This window comes from Citrobacter sp. TBCS-14, assembly GCF_005280805.1.
Classification (GTDB): Bacteria; Pseudomonadota; Gammaproteobacteria; order Enterobacterales; family Enterobacteriaceae; genus Citrobacter; species Citrobacter gillenii.
Genome location: NZ_SZWM01000138.1, coordinates 24,940 through 42,171 on the forward strand (window position 1 = coordinate 24,940; position 17,232 = coordinate 42,171).

At 52.4% G+C, this 17,232-nt stretch carries 14 protein-coding genes; 7 read left to right on the forward strand and 7 right to left on the reverse strand.

Annotation, left to right across the window (positions count from 1 at the left end):
• Window positions 1-32: 32 nt before the first annotated feature.
• Together nlpD and rpoS are read left to right on the forward strand one after the other, a co-directional pair.
• The gene (gene nlpD / locus FDX22_RS02225; RefSeq protein ID WP_310471111.1) at window positions 33-1,115 is read left to right on the forward strand and encodes a murein hydrolase activator NlpD; all 1,083 of its coding nucleotides are present in this window, start codon (window positions 33-35) and stop codon (window positions 1,113-1,115) included.
• Between the two features lie 63 nt (window positions 1,116-1,178).
• Complete coding sequence (rpoS, locus tag FDX22_RS02230; RefSeq protein ID WP_000081498.1) at window positions 1,179-2,171, forward strand: RNA polymerase sigma factor RpoS; 993 nt, start codon at window positions 1,179-1,181, stop codon at window positions 2,169-2,171.
• Window positions 2,172-2,243: 72 nt separating this feature from the next.
• On the opposite strand, the gene FDX22_RS02235 is transcribed toward rpoS, so the two are convergent.
• Complete coding sequence (locus FDX22_RS02235) at window positions 2,244-2,648, reverse strand: MarR family winged helix-turn-helix transcriptional regulator (protein WP_146716652.1); 405 nt, start codon at window positions 2,646-2,648, stop codon at window positions 2,244-2,246.
• A 160-nt stretch (window positions 2,649-2,808) separates the two neighbouring features.
• Here FDX22_RS02235 and FDX22_RS02240 point away from each other — a divergent pair, with 160 nt between their 5' ends.
• Genes FDX22_RS02240 through FDX22_RS02250 form a run of 3 tightly spaced genes read left to right on the forward strand, consistent with a single transcriptional unit; the run spans window position 2,809 to window position 5,076 of the window.
• Window positions 2,809-3,402: a non-oxidative hydroxyarylic acid decarboxylases subunit B gene (locus tag FDX22_RS02240; RefSeq protein WP_146716653.1), complete on the forward strand. Its 594-nt coding sequence runs from the start codon at window positions 2,809-2,811 to the stop codon at window positions 3,400-3,402.
• Window positions 3,402-4,829: a non-oxidative hydroxyarylic acid decarboxylases subunit C gene (locus FDX22_RS02245; protein WP_146716654.1), complete on the forward strand. Its 1,428-nt coding sequence runs from the start codon at window positions 3,402-3,404 to the stop codon at window positions 4,827-4,829. The genes FDX22_RS02240 and FDX22_RS02245 overlap by 1 nt, the downstream gene beginning before the upstream one ends.
• A gap of 10 nt (window positions 4,830-4,839) precedes the next feature.
• Window positions 4,840-5,076, forward strand: a complete 237-nt coding sequence (locus FDX22_RS02250) for a non-oxidative hydroxyarylic acid decarboxylases subunit D (RefSeq protein WP_096755928.1) — start codon at window positions 4,840-4,842, stop codon at window positions 5,074-5,076.
• 93 nt (window positions 5,077-5,169) lie between these two features.
• On the opposite strand, the gene mutS is transcribed toward FDX22_RS02250, so the two are convergent.
• The 3 genes from mutS to FDX22_RS02265 form a co-directional block, all read right to left on the reverse strand.
• Entirely contained in the window at window positions 5,170-7,737 is a 2,568-nt protein-coding gene (mutS, locus tag FDX22_RS02255) for a DNA mismatch repair protein MutS (RefSeq protein ID WP_146716655.1), read from the reverse strand.
• A 206-nt stretch (window positions 7,738-7,943) separates the two neighbouring features.
• A complete protein-coding gene (locus FDX22_RS02260) occupies window positions 7,944-8,381 on the reverse strand; it encodes a hypothetical protein (RefSeq protein WP_249424330.1) in 438 nt (145 codons plus the stop codon).
• Window positions 8,382-8,461: 80 nt separating this feature from the next.
• The gene (locus FDX22_RS02265) at window positions 8,462-9,250 is read right to left on the reverse strand and encodes a winged helix-turn-helix domain-containing protein (RefSeq protein ID WP_146716656.1); all 789 of its coding nucleotides are present in this window, start codon (window positions 9,248-9,250) and stop codon (window positions 8,462-8,464) included.
• Between the two features lie 503 nt (window positions 9,251-9,753).
• Between FDX22_RS02265 and FDX22_RS02270 the strand changes: the two genes are divergently transcribed.
• Complete coding sequence (locus FDX22_RS02270; protein ID WP_096755932.1) at window positions 9,754-10,359, forward strand: helix-turn-helix domain-containing protein; 606 nt, start codon at window positions 9,754-9,756, stop codon at window positions 10,357-10,359.
• Window positions 10,360-10,400: 41 nt separating this feature from the next.
• Here the strand turns inward: FDX22_RS02270 and FDX22_RS02275 are convergent, their stop codons facing one another.
• The 3 genes from FDX22_RS02275 to FDX22_RS02285 form a co-directional block, all read right to left on the reverse strand.
• The gene (locus tag FDX22_RS02275) at window positions 10,401-11,774 is read right to left on the reverse strand and encodes an HlyD family type I secretion periplasmic adaptor subunit (protein ID WP_096755933.1); all 1,374 of its coding nucleotides are present in this window, start codon (window positions 11,772-11,774) and stop codon (window positions 10,401-10,403) included.
• On the reverse strand, window positions 11,761-13,965 hold the full coding sequence (locus tag FDX22_RS02280; protein ID WP_146716657.1) for a type I secretion system permease/ATPase: 2,205 nt from the start codon (window positions 13,963-13,965) through the stop codon (window positions 11,761-11,763). Before FDX22_RS02280 ends, FDX22_RS02275 begins: the two co-directional genes overlap by 14 nt.
• A 75-nt stretch (window positions 13,966-14,040) precedes the next feature.
• Complete coding sequence (locus FDX22_RS02285; protein ID WP_135911502.1) at window positions 14,041-15,384, reverse strand: TolC family outer membrane protein; 1,344 nt, start codon at window positions 15,382-15,384, stop codon at window positions 14,041-14,043.
• 331 nt (window positions 15,385-15,715) lie between these two features.
• On the opposite strand from FDX22_RS02285, the gene FDX22_RS02290 reads away from it, so the two are divergent.
• Window positions 15,716-17,232: retention module-containing protein (locus tag FDX22_RS02290; RefSeq protein ID WP_146716658.1), on the forward strand; the 1,517-nt coding region annotated here is incomplete at its 3' end.

Genomic DNA, 17,232 nt, shown 5'->3' on the forward strand with positions numbered 1-17,232 from the left:
GCCACAAATTTACCGTTCGCCGCATGGCGGCATTGTCACTGGTTTCGTTATGGCTGGCAGGCTGTTCTAACACCTCGAATCCGCCTGCGCCGGTCAACTCTGTTGATGGCGGTGCGCCAACGAACACCAATTCTGGCATGCTAATCACGCCTCCACCTAAAATGGGCACGACGGCGACCGCACAGCAAACGCCGCAGATCCAACCGGTGCAGCGTCCAACCACGCAGTCAACACAAATTCAGCCCGTTGCTGAACAGCCAGTGCAGACGGAAAACGGACGCATTGTGTACAACCGTAAGTATGGGAACATTCCGAAAGGGAGCTATACCGGCGGCAGCACCTATACAGTTAAGAAAGGTGACACACTTTTCTATATTGCCTGGATAACCGGGAACGATTTCCGTGACCTCGCACAACGCAATAACGTTCCGGCCCCGTATGGCCTGAATGTGGGACAAACTCTGCAAGTGGGCAACGCATCGGGTGCGCCGATTACCGGCGGCAATGCCATCACCCAGGCGGATGCAGCACAGCAAGGAGTTGTGACCAACCCTGCACAAAATTCCACCGTCGCTGTTGCTTCGAAACCAACAATTACGTATTCTGAGGATTCAGGTGAACAAAGTGCTAACAAAATGTTGCCGAACAACAAGCCTGCTGGGACAGTTGTCACAGCGCCAGTAACGGCACCAGCAGTTAGCGCAACCGAATCGACTGCAAGCTCAACGTCTACCAGTGCGCCAATCTCCACCTGGCGTTGGCCGACTGACGGTAAAGTGATTGAAAACTTTGCGGCTACCGAAGGTGGCAATAAAGGGATCGACATTGCAGGCAGTAAGGGACAGGCTATTGTCGCGACCGCAGATGGACGCGTCGTATATGCCGGTAACGCACTGCGCGGTTACGGTAATCTTATTATCATCAAACACAACGATGATTACCTGAGTGCCTACGCCCATAACGATACAATGCTGGTTCGGGAGCAACAAGAAATCAAGGCGGGGCAGAAAATAGCTACCATGGGTAGCACCGGAACCAGCTCTACACGCTTGCATTTTGAAATTCGTTACAAGGGGAAATCCGTAAACCCGCTGCGCTATTTACCGCAGCGATAATTCGGCGGAACCAGGCTTTCACTTGCTTGTTCCGTTTAGGGATCACGGGTAGGAGCCACCTTTATGAGTCAGAATACGCTGAAAGTTCATGATTTAAATGAAGACGCGGAATTTGATGAGAACGGAGTAGAGGCTTTTGATGAAAAAGCCTTGAGTGAAGAGGAACCCAGTGATAACGACCTGGCTGAAGAGGAGCTGTTATCGCAAGGGGCCACACAGCGTGTGTTGGACGCGACTCAGCTTTACCTTGGTGAGATTGGTTATTCGCCACTGTTAACAGCCGAAGAAGAAGTGTATTTCGCGCGTCGCGCATTGCGTGGAGATGTAGCCTCTCGCCGTCGCATGATTGAAAGTAACCTGCGTCTGGTGGTTAAAATTGCCCGTCGTTATGGCAATCGTGGTCTGGCATTGCTGGATCTGATTGAAGAGGGCAATCTGGGGCTTATCCGTGCCGTCGAGAAGTTTGACCCGGAGCGCGGGTTCCGCTTCTCAACATACGCAACCTGGTGGATCCGCCAGACGATCGAACGGGCGATTATGAACCAAACCCGTACGATCCGACTGCCGATCCATATAGTAAAAGAGCTGAACGTCTATCTGCGTACCGCGCGTGAGTTGTCGCATAAACTGGACCACGAACCGAGCGCAGAAGAGATTGCTGAACAACTGGATAAACCGGTTGATGACGTCAGCCGTATGCTCCGACTCAACGAGCGCATTACCTCGGTAGACACCCCGCTGGGTGGCGATTCCGAAAAAGCGTTGCTGGATATTCTGGCCGACGAAAAGGAAAACGGTCCGGAAGACACCACGCAAGACGATGATATGAAACAGAGCATCGTCAAATGGCTGTTCGAACTGAACGCCAAACAGCGTGAAGTGCTGGCACGTCGTTTCGGTCTGCTAGGGTATGAAGCTGCGACACTGGAAGATGTGGGCCGTGAAATTGGTCTCACTCGTGAACGTGTTCGTCAGATTCAGGTTGAAGGTCTGCGTCGTCTGCGTGAAATCCTGCAGACACAGGGACTGAATATCGAAGCGCTGTTCCGCGAGTAAGCACAGTTCTATCAAGAAAGGCCAGTCTCAGTGAGGCTGGCCTTTTTCTTGGTTTATTGCCATCCGGCAGAATTACCCCATCATCTTGCGTACCAGTTGCGTGAACTGTTCACGCTCTTCCTCGCTCAACCTGCCCAGAAACTCATCATCAATGCTATCGCCCAGCGGCGCTGCGCTTGCCAGTAGTGCCTCACCTTGCTCAGTCAAATAGACAAACCGACGACGCTTATCCGCCGGGAAGTGTTCACGCCTGACCAGCTCACGCTTTTCCATACGGCTCAGCAGCTCGGCAAGCGTGGCCTTGGTGCAGACCGCGGCTTCGGTGAGAGCAACCTGTTCAATGCCGGGATGCTCGGCAATAGCGCGCATCACTGCGTACTGCGGCTTGGTGAGCTCCGGTAATTCGTGCTGCCAGCGTGACGTATGCTGCTGGAAAAGCTGACGTAACAGGTGAAAGGCTTTATTTCGTAACGGCATAGGGACTCCGGGATCGCGGTCGGCTTCTATCATAGCGGGTAATGCGCCATTTTTTAACGATCGTTTCTTTAGCTATCTGTGCGAGTCACCCTTGCCTGAAATGTATCGAGAGCGTATTTTAGCTAAAATGTTCGTACACGAACAAATATTGAGGAGCTGAATGAGACTGATCGTAGGGATGACCGGTGCAACGGGAGCACCGCTTGGTGTGTCGCTGCTACAGGCGCTGCGGGAAATGCCGGAGGTGGAAACACATCTGGTGCTGTCGAAGTGGGCGAAAACCACCATTGAACTGGAAACGCCTTATAGCGTCCGCGAGGTGTCTGCGCTGGCGGATTATTGCCACAACCCGGCGGACCAGTCGGCGACGATCTCTTCCGGCTCATTTCACACCAACGGCATGATTATTATTCCCTGCAGCATGAAAACGCTGGCCGGAATTCGCGCAGGCTATGCCGAAGGGCTGGTGGGCCGTGCTGCCGACGTGGTGCTGAAGGAAGGGCGCAAACTGGTGCTGGTGCCGCGTGAAATGCCGCTGAGTACCCTCCATCTGGAAAATATGCTCGCGCTTTCCCGCATGGGCGTCGCGATGGTGCCGCCGATGCCCGCGTTTTATAACCATCCCCAAACGATCGACGACATCACGCAGCACATTGTGGCGCGCGTCCTCGATCAGTTTGGTCTGGAACATCCGAACGCCCGTCGCTGGCAGGGTTTACGACCGGCGCAGAATTTTTCACAGGAGAATGAATAATGGCATTTGATGATTTGCGCGGTTTCTTGCAGGCGCTGGACGACCAGGGGCAATTGCTGAAAATCAGCGAAGAAGTGAACGCTGAGCCGGATCTGGCCGCGGCCGCTAATGCGACAGGGCGTATCGGCGATGGCGCACCGGCATTGTGGTTTGACAATATTCGTGGCTTTACCGACGCCCGTGTGGCGATGAACACCATCGGCTCATGGCAAAACCATGCCATTTCGATGGGGCTGCCGATCAATACGCCGGTCAGAAAACAGATTGATGAGTTTATCCGACGCTGGGATAAATTTCCGATTGCCCCGGAGCGCCGTGCGAACCCGGCATGGGCTGAGAATACCGTCGACGGTGAAGACATTAATCTGTTCGACATTCTGCCGCTGTTTCGTTTGAACGACGGCGACGGGGGCTTCTATCTCGACAAAGCTTGCGTGGTGTCGCGCGATCCGCTGGATCCGGATAACTTCGGCAAGCAAAACGTCGGCATCTACCGCATGGAAGTGAAGGGCAAACGTAAGCTTGGCCTGCAGCCGGTACCGATGCACGACATCGCGCTGCATCTGCATAAAGCCGAAGAACGCGGTGAAGATCTGCCGATTGCCATCACCCTGGGTAACGATCCGATCATTACCCTAATGGGCGCTACGCCGCTGAAGTACGATCAGTCTGAATATGAGATGGCGGGTGCGCTGCGTGAAAGCCCATACCCGATCGCCACCGCGCCACTGACCGGTTTTGACGTGCCGTGGGGTTCTGAGGTGATCCTCGAAGGTGTTATCGAAAGCCGCAAACGTGAAATCGAAGGCCCGTTTGGTGAGTTTACCGGTCACTATTCCGGGGGGCGCAATATGACGGTGGTGCGTATTGATAAAGTCTCTTATTGCACCAAACCGATTTTTGAATCGCTGTATTTGGGTATGCCGTGGACCGAAATCGACTACCTGATGGGGCCTGCGACCTGTGTGCCGTTGTATCAGCAACTGAAAGCGGAATTCCCGGAGGTACAGGCGGTGAATGCCATGTACACCCACGGTCTGCTGGCGATTATCTCCACTAAAAAACGCTATGGCGGCTTTGCCCGCGCGGTCGGCCTGCGGGCAATGACCACGCCGCACGGTCTGGGCTACGTGAAGATGGTGATTATGGTGGATGAGGACGTTGACCCGTTCAACCTGCCGCAGGTGATGTGGGCGCTGTCGTCGAAGGTCAACCCGGCAGGCGATCTGGTGCAGTTACCGAACATGTCGGTGCTGGAGTTGGATCCGGGTTCCAGCCCGGCAGGGATCACCGATAAGCTGATCATTGATGCCACTACCCCGGTTGCACCGGATAACCGTGGTCACTACAGCCAGCCGGTATGCGATTTACCGGAAACCAAAGCCTGGGCTGAAAAGCTGACCGCCATGCTGGCCAACCGTAAATAAGGAGTAGCAGATGATTTGTCCACGTTGTGCTGATGAACATATTGAAGTGATGGCAACCTCGCCGGTGAAAGGCGTCTGGACGGTATACCAGTGCCAGCACTGCCTTTACACCTGGCGTGATACCGAGCCGCTACGCCGTACCAGTCGCGAACATTACCCGCAGGCGTTTCGCATGACGCAAAAAGATATCGATGACGCGCCAATGGTGCCGAGCATCCCGCCGCTGCTGGCGGAAGGTAAGCGCTAATCAAAATGCCGGGCGTGGCTTTGCCATGCCCGGCTTGCATATAGCGGTATTTTGTAGGCCCGATGAGCGCAGCGACATCGGGCACAACGAGTGTTACACCAGGCTCTTCAACCGATAAATCCATTCCAGCGCCTGACGCGGCGTCAGGGAATCCGGGTCGAGATTTTCCAGCGCTTCTACAGCGGGAGACGTTTCTTCCGGTGCTGAAAGTAGCGACATTTGCGTCCCGTCTACCTGGGTTGCGGCGGCATTTGGCGTAATGCTTTCCAGTTCGCGCAGTTTTTGCCGCGCACGTTTGATGACGTCTTTCGGCACACCGGCCAGCGCAGCGACGGCCAGACCATAGCTTTTGCTTGCCGCACCATCCTGCACACTATGCATAAAGGCAATCGTATCGCCGTGCTCTAATGCGTCCAAATGCACATTGGCAACGCCTTCCATCTTCTCTGCTAACTGAGTCAGTTCAAAGTAGTGGGTTGCGAACAGCGTCAATGCTTTGATTTTATTGGCAAGATTTTCTGCGCACGCCCATGCCAGCGACAGACCGTCATAGGTGGAGGTGCCGCGCCCAATCTCATCCATCAACACCAGGCTGTTTTCGGTGGCGTTATGCAAAATATTGGCGGTTTCGGTCATCTCAACCATAAAGGTCGAACGACCGGACGCCAGGTCATCCGCTGCGCCCACGCGGGTAAAGATGCGATCGATCGGACCTATCTCAACCTTTTGTGCCGGAACATAGCCGCCGATGTAGGCCAGTAGGGCGATCAGTGCGGTCTGGCGCATATAGGTACTTTTACCGCCCATATTCGGCCCGGTGATGATCAACATCCGGCGCTGAGGTGAAAGATTCAGCGGGTTGGCAATAAACGGTTCGGTCAGCACCTTTTCAACCACCGGATGACGGCCTTCGGTAATACGAATGCCGGGTTTGTCGGTGAAGGTCGGGCAGGTGTAATTCAGGGTATAAGCCCGTTCTGCCAGATTGACCAGCACGTCGAGCTCGGCCAGCGCACTGGCGCTCTGCTGTAAATCCGCCAGGTGTGGTAACAGCATGTCGAAGAGTTCGTCGTACAGCTGTTTTTCCAGCGCCAACGCTTTACCCTTCGAGGTCAGGACTTTGTCTTCGTACTCTTTGAGTTCAGGAATGATGTAGCGTTCGGCATTTTTTAGCGTCTGGCGGCGCACGTAGTTAATGGGCGCCAGATGGCTTTGACCGCGGCTGATCTGAATGTAGTAACCGTGTACACCGTTAAATCCAACCTTAAGCGTGTCCAGCCCGGTGCGTTCACGCTCGCGGATCTCCAGTCGGTCAAGATAGTCGGTCGCGCCATCGGCCAGCGCCCGCCACTCGTCCAGTTCATCGTTATAGCCTGGCGCAATGACGCCACCGTCGCGTACCAGTACCGGCGGGGCTTCAACGACGGCGCGTTCCAGCAGTTCACGCAGTTCGCTGAACTCGCCCATTTTCTCGCGCAGCATCTGTACCGGCGCGCTGTCGACGCCTTCCAGCTGTGCACGCAGTTCAGGTAATTGCTGAAAGGCGTGGCGCATACGGGCCAGATCGCGTGGACGCGCGGTACGCAGTGCCAGGCGAGCCAGAATACGCTCCAGATCGCCGACCTGACGCAGAACCGGCTGTAATTCGCTGGTGACATCCTGCAGGGCGCCGATCGTCTGCTGACGTTCGGTGAGGATTTTGGTGTCGCGAACCGGCATATGCAGCCAGCGCTTAAGCATACGGCTGCCCATCGGGGTGACTGTGCAGTCGAGCACCGAGGCCAGCGTATTTTCGATACCGCCGGCCAGATTCTGGGTAATCTCCAGATTCCGGCGTGTGGCGGCATCCATAATGATGCTGTCCTGCTGGCGCTCCATGGTGATGGAACGAATATGCGGCAGCGAGGTGCGCTGGGTATCTTTCGCATATTGCAGCAGACAGCCTGCGGCACATAAGCCGCGCGGTGCGTTTTCGACACCAAAGCCACTCAGGTCCCGCGTGCCAAACTGTAAGTTAAGCTGCTGGCGGGCGGTATCAATTTCAAATTCCCACAGCGGACGGCGACGCAGTCCGCGACGGCCTTCGATCAGCGAGGTCTCGGCGAAATCTTCGGCATACAGCAGTTCTGCCGGGTTAGTGCGCTGTAATTCTGCCGCCATGGTCTCACGGTCGGCTGGTTCACTGACGCGAAAGCGCCCGGAGCTGATGTCTAGCGTGGCATAGCCGTAGCCTTTGCTGTCCTGCCAGATGGCGGCCAGCAGGTTGTCCTGACGCTCCTGCAACAACGCTTCATCGCTGATGGTACCGGGCGTGACGATGCGGACAACTTTGCGCTCAACCGGACCTTTGCTGGTGGCCGGGTCGCCAATTTGTTCGCAAATGGCAACCGACTCCCCCTGATTCACCAGTTTTGCGAGGTAGTTTTCTACCGCGTGGTGGGGAATGCCCGCCATCGGGATCGGTTCGCCCGCGGATGCGCCGCGCTTGGTCAGCGAGATATCCAACAGCTGCGACGCACGTTTGGCATCGTCATAAAACAGTTCGTAAAAGTCGCCCATGCGGTAAAACAGCAGGATCTCCGGGTGCTGAGCCTTCAGCTTAAGATACTGCTGCATCATGGGGGTGTGGTTGGTGAAGTCCGTATCAAGTGACTCTTTCATATTGATTATGCTCGTTTTTTAATATTTTTAGGTACTCGGGCAGTCTCATGTGAACCCCCTGTAGACTCACACAAACCCATAAATTTCACTATCGAAAGCAGCCTGAAGGGCTGCAACGGCAAGCCTCAGTTCAGCCACAATAGAGTATCTTATCACCGACTACCCCAGACATTCACCCGTCACTTTAGCGCAAAAATACGGTGTCACTATTCACTCTCGGGCAAGTCATAATTCTGGCAGTACAGGTAGGGGATGCCTTCTTTAGTGATCAGGTAGGTTTCTTTATTCAGCGAGAAAAGATCGACATTAGAGACGCTGGTATTGGTCAGGAAGAAATCGGGCAGGAGTTGCTGGATGATACTGACAGGGGCGGTTTCACGATTTGATATATGGATGTTCTGCGATACCCATACCGGGCTTGAGCCATAGCTGGAGTGGGTAAACAACACCATGCGTTGCACGGTTTGCTCGCTGTTGTTTGCATCTTTGATGATGCCATCAATATTAACAATACCTTTACTGTCCCCACTTTTGATATCGATGATCCCGCGAAACGAGGCCGTATCGCGTACGATCTCGATCGTAGCGCGACAGGCTAGATTATGTAGATGGCTATGATTTTTACCCTGCTGCCAAAAACTCACAATACTGATAACCACAAGACAAAGCAGCAGGATAATACCTGTTTGTGTTCTGATTTTGGGCGCGCGGGAAGGTAAGTTCATTAGCTATCGTACCGTGGGTAATAGACCGACTGACAGGTATTCTTCTTCTGCTCTCCGTTTATAGGAGAGCGACACTGGATTACTGACAGTTTTTTGGACTCAGGATACGTCGTTATATAGATAAATTTATTGTCCTGGCACAACCCTGGGTTCTTATCGATAAAAGCAGTGTGTCGGGAGAAATCGCTGGCATCGTTATTAAAATAATACTTACAGTTTGAGTGGGTATTTGGGGTGGCAATATAACCGGAAAAATAATTATCACGGGTGTTCCACGGATACAGTATCAGACCGCAGACGATAATAGTCAGTAAGACCAGTACAGATTCCGTTCTGGTGATCGGTATTTTATGTGCGGTATTATCTGAAAACTCAGCGAGGTCGGTATTGCGCGGCCAATCTTCTTCTATTGCCGCAGGGCAATTCTCCGGCGTGTCAATTTCCTCAATGCTAAATGTGTCCTGGACGATCAGCCCTTTACGGGTAATGGTTGTGATAAAGGATGCTTCCAGTTCTAACTGAAGTAAACTTTTACGCAGCGAGAGAATACTCTGATAAAAGGCATTGAAGCTTGCCTGACGATGGTTTTCACCCCAGCCAAATTCCAGTAGTTCGTTTTGCGAAACCACTTTTCCGTGATTTTGGATGAGTAATAAAAGACATAATGATGCTGAGTGCTTGAGCTTTATCTGTAGCTCGGGTTGATCCACTCTCGCCAGGCATTGAGTCGCTGGTGTAAAGATGATTTTTCTTTCAATCAGATAACTGATGTTACCAGTCTCAGACATGATGTCTCTACTCTTGATGATGCTTTCATTGGTGGGGTGGCATTAAAAACATCCCGGCCATCAGGACCACCAATGTCTGTCAGATTCTGCAGCCAGAACCGCGAAATGTTGCAATTTAGTATCATAGCACAACAACAGTAATGGTTTGTTAATGAAAATAAAACATATAGGAATCAAATAATTGTATCTTTCTGGCTATTGCGAAAAGAAGAGAAAGAAGAAATAATGATGACAAAGGCGATAAGCATTAATTCTCTTTGGACTGCGCAATATACTGTTCGGCATCACCACGCGAGAACACGGTTCACACCGAAAACGCGCCAAAGCACCTGGGAATGCGGGTGGTGAAACCATGATGGTTGCGATGTTAGTCGTACCTGTAGTGCGTAGCATCCGGATTAACATAAAAATATAAACGGAAATAAATGTCAGCATGTTATTAAGCTGGCATTTATTTTTGTTTCTGTTTTTTTGTCAGGCATAAATTTGTAGCAGAGATATCCATGTTCCAGAATGAAATAGAGAAGTCGGTAGTACTTATTGGTGATGAAATTAAGAAATCAGATAACGCCTGGCTCTCCTTACGGAAAAAACGCCAGCGTATTGACCTGAAGGTCGATGGACATATCTTATTTCTGGAGAAAGGGACGGTCTCTGTTTATCGTGTAGAAAATGACCTGGTCACGGTCAGTATTTCAGCACCCGCTATTCTCGGACTACCGCAAATGCGCACCGAAGTGGCAGGACATTATTTACGCTGTGACACCGATTGTGAAATGTGGGCAATGAGCGTGCAGAATGCCGATCTCCTGTTCACCGCTAAAAATTTATGGAAGCAGGCGTTTGATATCTTAACGCACCATCTGCAACGCTATTTTCAGCGCGAGACCCTGCAATCGCACCGTACTATTCGCGAGCTGATTATTGAACATGTGAAGTATATTTGGGCGATGGCACCTGAGGTGCGCGAAAAAACGTCGGTGTATACCTTTATTCTGGCGCGTAACCATATCTCGCGCAGTGCCATCCACAAGGTATTACAGGAACTGGTTAGCGATGGAAAAATTAGCCTGAATCGCGGAAAGCTCACTTCTTATATCCCATCATAACCGCGTACGCCCCCAGGGCTATGACTGGGGGCGCAGAGCCATTAACGTTCTCTCAGTGCTTCCGCACGTGCGCGGATAATCGGTTTGAGTAGATAGCTAAGAATCGTCTTCTTACCGGTGAGAATATCGACGCTGGCCACCATACCGGGAATAATCAACATCGGGTGCTCTTTCGTCCCCAGATAGTTTTTATCCGTTTGCAAACGGACAATATAGAAACTCCGTCCCTGTTTATCCGTAACCGTATCCGGGCTTATCTGTACCACTTCACCTTGCAGGCCGCCGTAGATGGTGTAGTCGTAGGCGGTAAATTTCACCATCGCGTGCTGGCCCGGATGAAGGAAGGCAATATCGCGCGGTTGTATTTTGGCTTCAACCAACAGCTTGTCATCAAGCGGGACGATCTCCACCAGATCGCTACCGGGTTGAATCACCCCACCGATGGTATTCACCATGACCTGCTGGACGATACCGCGGACCGGCGAGGTGACCATAGTACGATTCACGCGGTCTTCCAGTGCTTTGACGCTAGCCTGCGCCTTACTCAGATTGGTACGGGCTTCGTTTAACTGGGCCAGCGCATCGCTTTGAAAGCGACCGCGACTTTCGCCAATTTTGTTCTCAATCTCTTTTATTTCTGAAGCGACTTTAGGCAACGTCAGGCTGATAGAATTTAACTGCCCGGCGGTTTCTACTTCAGTACGGCGCAGACGCAGCAGCTCGACTTTTGAGATCGCCCCGGAGGCAAGCAGCGGCTCGGACATTTTGATTTCCTGGCGAATTAACCCGAGACTGCGCTTAAACTGATCTTCTTTTGATTCAACATCGCGCAGTTCCTGTTTCTTCTGTACCAACTGCTCTTCAAGTCCGGAGATTTCGTTGTGAAATTGCGCGCGACGGCTGTTGTACAGTTCTGTTTCTCCGCGGGCGACGTCCGGTGCTTTGCTGGCTATCTCTTCTGAGATAACAAAGTCCCGGTTTTCAACCTCTGCCGTCAGGCGTTCCACCTTCGCCCGCAGGCCGAGTTTATCGGCTTCTGTTTCACCGACGTTAGAGGCAAAACGGGTATCGTCGAGATGCAACAGCGGCGTACCGGCGTTAACGATTTGTCCTTCATGCACGTACAGCTCGGTAACAATCCCGCCTTCCAGGTTCTGTATCTTTTGCAGTTTTGACGAGGGGATCGCTTTACCTTCGCCGCGCGTCACTTCGTCGATGCTGGCAAAGCCCGCCCACACAAAGGCCAGCAGCACCAACGCCAGAATTACCCACAGCGTCAGGCGAATCACCCTCGGGGCGTCATCAATAATGGCGTGGCTGACGTCATTGATACTGTCAGTTTGATTTTCATCGCGGGCACGAAAGTAGGGCTGTACAGAGCGGCGGGCGCGAGCCAGGAAATCAGCGAGACGCATTTATCTGCCCCTTTTTTAACGCATCCATCACGACCGCTTTCGGGCCGTCGGCAATGATGCGTCCTTTATCAACAATAATCAGGCGGTCAACCAACGACAGCATTGAGGCGCGATGAGTAACCAGTAATAGCGTTTTACCTGCAATGCAGGGGGCCAGCGCGTGTTTAATCTGCTCTTCGCTGGTGTTGTCCATCGAACTGGTGGGTTCATCCAGCAGCAGCAAAGGGGGATCGAGTAATAACGCACGTGCGAGCGCGACGGCCTGGCGTTGCCCGCCAGAAAGCCGCGAGCCACGCTCGCCGACCTGCAGGTTATAGCCGTCAGGGTGCAGGCGGGCGAAGTCGTTCACTCCCGCCAGTTCTGCCGCGCGCAGCATAGTTTCGTCATCGACATAGCGCGCGCCGCAAAGCAAGTTGTCGCGTAGCGTTCCGCTAAATAACTGGATGTCCTGCGGGACGTAGCCGATGCTGTGGCGCAGATCGTTGACATCCAGCTGGCGCGCATCGACACCGTCGATCAGGATGTTACCGGCACTGGGCGGGTACAAATTAACGATCAATTTACTCAGTGAGCTTTTACCGGAGCCGCTACGACCGATAATGCCTACACGCTCACCGGGCGAAATGGTCAGGTTGATCTTGTTGAGCGACAGGCTTTTTTGTTCCGGGTAGCTGAAGTCCACATCGCGAAATTCTATGCTGCCCTGCAGTTGTTCACGTTTGAGCGGCGTTTCATCCGCCCGGCGTTCCTGCGCCAGCGACATCATTTTCTCGGTACTTTTGATGGTCAGCTTCGCCTGTTGATAGCGGGCAATCAGGCCGGTTAACTGGCCCAGCGGCATTAAGGCGCGACCGTTGAGCATGTAGCAGGCGATCAGGCCGCCCATACTCAGCTTGCCGCCGATTATCATGTATACGCCGACGATGATCATTACCACGCCAGAGAGCTGCTGGAACCAGCCGGTCAGGTTGCTTGCCAGGCTGGACAAGGTTTTCACGCGCAGTTCCAGACGACTCAGGCTACCCAGCGTTTGCTCCCACAGATACTGGCGCTCGCTCTGAGCATTATTCACTTTGATGGCATCCAGGCTGCTTAATGTTTCAATCAGCAGCGCCTGGCGTTCGCTGGCCAGGCTCATGGTTTTTTCCACCGCGGCGTTAACCGGTTTTTGCAATGCCCAGCTGCACAGCAGCGCAACCGGCAGCGTGAGGACCGGGATCCACGCCAGCGCCCCGCCGATAATGCCGATGACAACCAGCAGCAGCAGGGTAAAGGGCAGGTCAATAATGGTGGTCAGGGTGAGCGAGGAGAGAAAATCGCGCAGCGATTGAAACTCGTGGATGTTTTGCGCGAAGCTGCCCACGCGCGCAGGGCGCTCCTTCATCTCCATACCGATAATGCGTTCAAACAGGGTCGAGGAGATAATGAGATCGCTTTTTTTGCCAGCAATATCCAGGCAGATGCTGCGCAGCATTTTTAAGATCAGATCAAAGACAAAAGCCAGGCAGATACCAACCGCCAGCACCCACAGGGTTACCGTCGCCTGATTCGGCACCACGCGGTCGTAAACGTTCATGGTAAATAGCGGCGTGCCGAGCGCAATCAGGTTGATCAGCAGACTGGCCAGCACGGCATCCATATACAGAAAGCGCGACAGCTTGAGCGTATCTTTAAACCAGGATTTAGTACGCGGTAAAAATGCTTCTGCCTGCAAATCGAATTCGTGACGCGGGTGAGCAAAAATTACCTTGCCGGCATAGTTCTGCGCAAGCGTGGTGGCATCGACGGTGATTTCGCCTCCTTCGCTTTCGCTGGGCATAAAGCGGGCGCTACCGTCATCATTCCAGCCCAGTAACACCCCGGTTCCCCCGGAGCGCAGTAACAGAACGGCGGGCAGGGACATGGCGGGGATTTTATCGAGCGCGCGCGTCACCACCCGGGCTTTTAAACCGGCGCGTGCAGCGGCACGGGGGAATATATTCAGTGTGAGCCGATCGTTTTCTAATGGCAGGCCGCTGCTTAATGTTGCTCGACTGGCGGGTTTACCGTGCAAAGAACACAGAATGAGTAAGCTATCTAATAAAGGGTCGTCATTATAGCTACGGGGATCATGATATTGAGAATTTGTGCTATCAGAATTCTCCGGGACTTCATTTAATAATTCAGCTTGTGCACTCATTTTAGCAACCATTTCTGACTGCACGACTTAAAAATAGCATGCTAATAATAAGTGTGCAGCTCAGATGTTTATTTGTATAAATAATGATTAATGAAGTTCCGGCAGGTTATTTCCTGCTGCGGTATCTACAGGTTGCCCCGATGGCGGCGGTGCGATTTTTAGAATACTCATTAATTCACCGGTGCGTTCGCTAATTCGATACCCGCTGGTCATGGCCAGGTAACGTAATTCAACCAGACGACGTTTAGAGGAGAACACTTCATTTTCACTGTCGAGTAAATCCAGCAGCGTACGTTCACCCAGACTAAATTGGTCCTGATAGGCGGTGCGAACTTTCACGCTTCGGTCGGCATATTCTTCCGCCGACGGCAGCTGGGCGCGCGCATTTTGTAATGCAGTCCACGCCAGGCGCAGCTCCTGATTCAACTGGCGCAGGGTGTTATTGCGCACATCCTGAGCCTGTTTATGCAGGTAGGCGCGAGATTCCATGTTGGCTTTGTCGCTGCCGCCCTGGTACAGGTTGTAATGCAGCTTTACCATCGCTTCCCACTCTTCAGTGTGCGCGCGGGTGGTATCGGTGTTATTGCTGATACCCCGAGACAGCTCAACGTCGACACGCGGGTAGAAGGTCGATTTTGACGCTTCATACTGCTGATGTGCGGCTTCGATGTCGGCGTTGGCAGACTTCAGTAACGGGTTGTTGTTTTCCATCCGGTTTTTGGCGTCGGCAAGTGAGGTCGGGAGCTGCGCGTCAATGCTTTCCGGCAGGCTTAACCCTTCAGGATCTTGACCGCTTACACTGACAAACGTGGTCTTCGCGTCTTCCAGGTTGGTTTGCTCGGTGAGCAAATTGTTCCGTGCCTGCGCCAGACGAGCTTCCGCTTGCATAAAGTCGCCGGAGCGGCCCACGCCCTGATCGGTACGCAGTTTTATCTGGTCGTAAATGCGCTCGTGGTTAGCGAGATCATCTTCTGCCAGGCGAACAAACTCCTCGCGCTGCAGCACATCAAAATAGGCCTGAATTACCGTGTAAGCGGTGCTTTCGCTGGTGTTCATCACGCCAAATGCCCGTGAATCAACGGTCGCTTTTTGTCGTGCAACGTCGCTATGGGTGGCAAAACCATTAAACACATTTTGCTCCAGGCTGAGCGTCGCGCCATTGGGGGATTGAGTCAGCCCGTTTGTGCTGCCTGCGGCACGGGTGGTCGCATCATCAATATTTTTACGCCCGGTTTCGGCATTTAAATTCAATGCGGGTAAATATCCACCTTGTGCCGCACGGAGTTCTTTTTCTGCTGAATAGCGACTATTTATAGCCGCATTAACTTCAGGGTGATTGGCTAATGCGTCTTTAACAGTATTGTGTAAGTCTTCTGCATACACGGAATTTATTGAAAACCATGAAAGCAGAAAAACGAAAAACTTCTTCATGACAGGAATGCCTTATATCACACGGTTATGACATCCAGTTGTCGTCGCCATCATCCATTTTCACAAACACGTTATATTAATTAACAAATATGAATTATCTTAATTGACGCTTGCAATCAGCTATTCAGAGATATGTTTTGTCACATCGTGTTTTATTTTTGGTTATTTTTTATTATATTCATTTGCCAGTCAAGTCTCATGTATATGCATTCTAAAAAATGTGTTTTTTTCCACATTGAATATTAATGTTTACATTAAAAGAATGTGTTTTTTGTTCGTTAATATATTAACGAGTTTATAAAAATAATGATGGTATTTAAGTGAGGTTACGGTGAGCAAATTACTCGGTGTGATCAAAGCAATTATTGGACAGGTCTATGTTGTTGAAGCCAATGGCACACAACGACTTGTTCATGAAGGCGACAGGATCTCTCTCGGTGAAGAAATTGTGACCGGTGCCAGCGGCGCGGTCAGTATCTCTCTACCTAACGGGCAGACGGTAGATATTGGGCGTAATAGCCACTGGGGAGAGCACGGGATACAGGTAAGCCATAATCCGAATCATGATGCCCAGGATATTGCCGCCGTACAAAAAGCCATCGCCGATGGTGCGGATCCGACGCAGATACTTGACGCGACCGCAGCGGGCAACGACGAACCGGTGTCGATGGAAGGTGGCGGTGGCGGTCACACGCGGGTTCAGCTTGAACTGACCGGGCAGGTGGTTGATCCTACTGCGGGTTTTGGCACCAAGGGACTGGGTAGCCCAAACGGCGATATCAACCTGCCGGTGGCGGGGATCCTGTCCGGGTCTGCCAGTCTTTTCCCACCAGAAGTGACTATTGCGGAGTTTGCAGGCAACGACGGCTACATTAACAAGAATGAATTCCACCGGACGCATTTAAGCGGCACCAGTAACCAGAACCACGTCACGCTGACCTTCACCGATAGCCAAAAAAACACATTCACCGTCGATGTCCCTGTGAGGAACGGTCACTGGTTTATCGATACCGATCTGGGTGGTTTACAGCCAGGGAACGTCACCGTGGTGGCAACGGCCACCGATGTGTCGGGTCGAACGGCACAAACTTTCGACAATGCGCTGATTGATATCACCGGCCCGCGCATCGATATTACGGTAGATAACGTCACGCCAGACAACCTGATTAACTACGAAGAATCTCTCCATACGCAAACCATCATCCATGGGCATGTAGGCGGCGACGCCAAACCTGGCGATATCGTGACCTTACTGGTCGATGGCAAAGAATATACCGGCATTGTGACCGATCCTGGCAATGGCCCGCTGACGTATAACATCCCGGTATTAACTCACGGGTTGCTGAATGACCCAACTTTCCACGCCACGTTAACGTCAACCGATGATGCCGGGAATACCACGACTGTTTCTACGGAGCATCATGTCGAGAGCGATCTGCTGGCACAGAATGCTGTGACCATCGAGACAGTGGCGAATGATGATGTTGTTAACGCCAGTGAAAACCGCATGCCAACGCTGATTACCGGCGTCGCCAGTGGCGATGCCAAAGCGGGCGATCCGGTGACGTTGACTGTTCAGGGAAAAGAATTCCACGGCACGGTTTTCGACGATCATGGTCAACTCCGGTACGAAATTGAGGTGCCAAGAGGAACGCTTAAAGAAGGCGTCAATGATGTGCAGGTGAAGGTGGTTAGCCATGATGATGTGGGTAACGAAGCGACTGCCGTCACACACAAAAACGTGGTGCTGGACACCGTGGCGGCGAACGCCATCAGCATCGACACCGTGGCAGATGACAACACTGTCAACCGCAGTGAGTCCCGTATGCCGACGCTGATTTCTGGCGC